1 protein-coding gene is annotated in these 381 nt (G+C 60.4%); it reads right to left on the reverse strand.

Annotated elements, in window-relative coordinates:
• Nucleotides 1–381, reverse strand: a 381-nt coding sequence (locus tag EOA75_RS33770) for a UvrD-helicase domain-containing protein (RefSeq protein WP_164747804.1), incomplete at both ends; no start/stop codon positions are given.

Raw genomic sequence — 381 nt, forward strand, 5'->3', positions numbered from 1 at the left:
GTGCGAGCGCGACATATCGGGGCTGGGAGGGCTTGGCAAAGACCGGCTCGAAGCAGGCGTTGACATGCTCGATGATCGGTTGCAGCGATCGGAAATTAGCGGTGATCTCAAGCACAGCACCATGATCCTGGCCGTCGATCAGCTGGCGGCAGACTTCGTAGGCTTCGATGTCGGCACCGCGAAAGCGATAGATCGCCTGTTTCGGATCGCCGACGAGGAAGAGCGCTCCGGACCGTAGCTCCGACTTCTCCCATTGTCCTGGCCGCGCTTGGGTCGCGGCGATCGAGAACAGGATTTCGTTCTGGATACCGTCGGTGTCCTGGAACTCATCGATCAGGATGTAGCGATAGCGCTGGCCGATGGCCTGGCGCACCTCGTCAT

This window comes from Mesorhizobium sp. M1A.F.Ca.IN.022.07.1.1 (assembly GCF_003997575.1).
Taxonomy (GTDB): domain Bacteria; phylum Pseudomonadota; class Alphaproteobacteria; order Rhizobiales; family Rhizobiaceae; genus Mesorhizobium.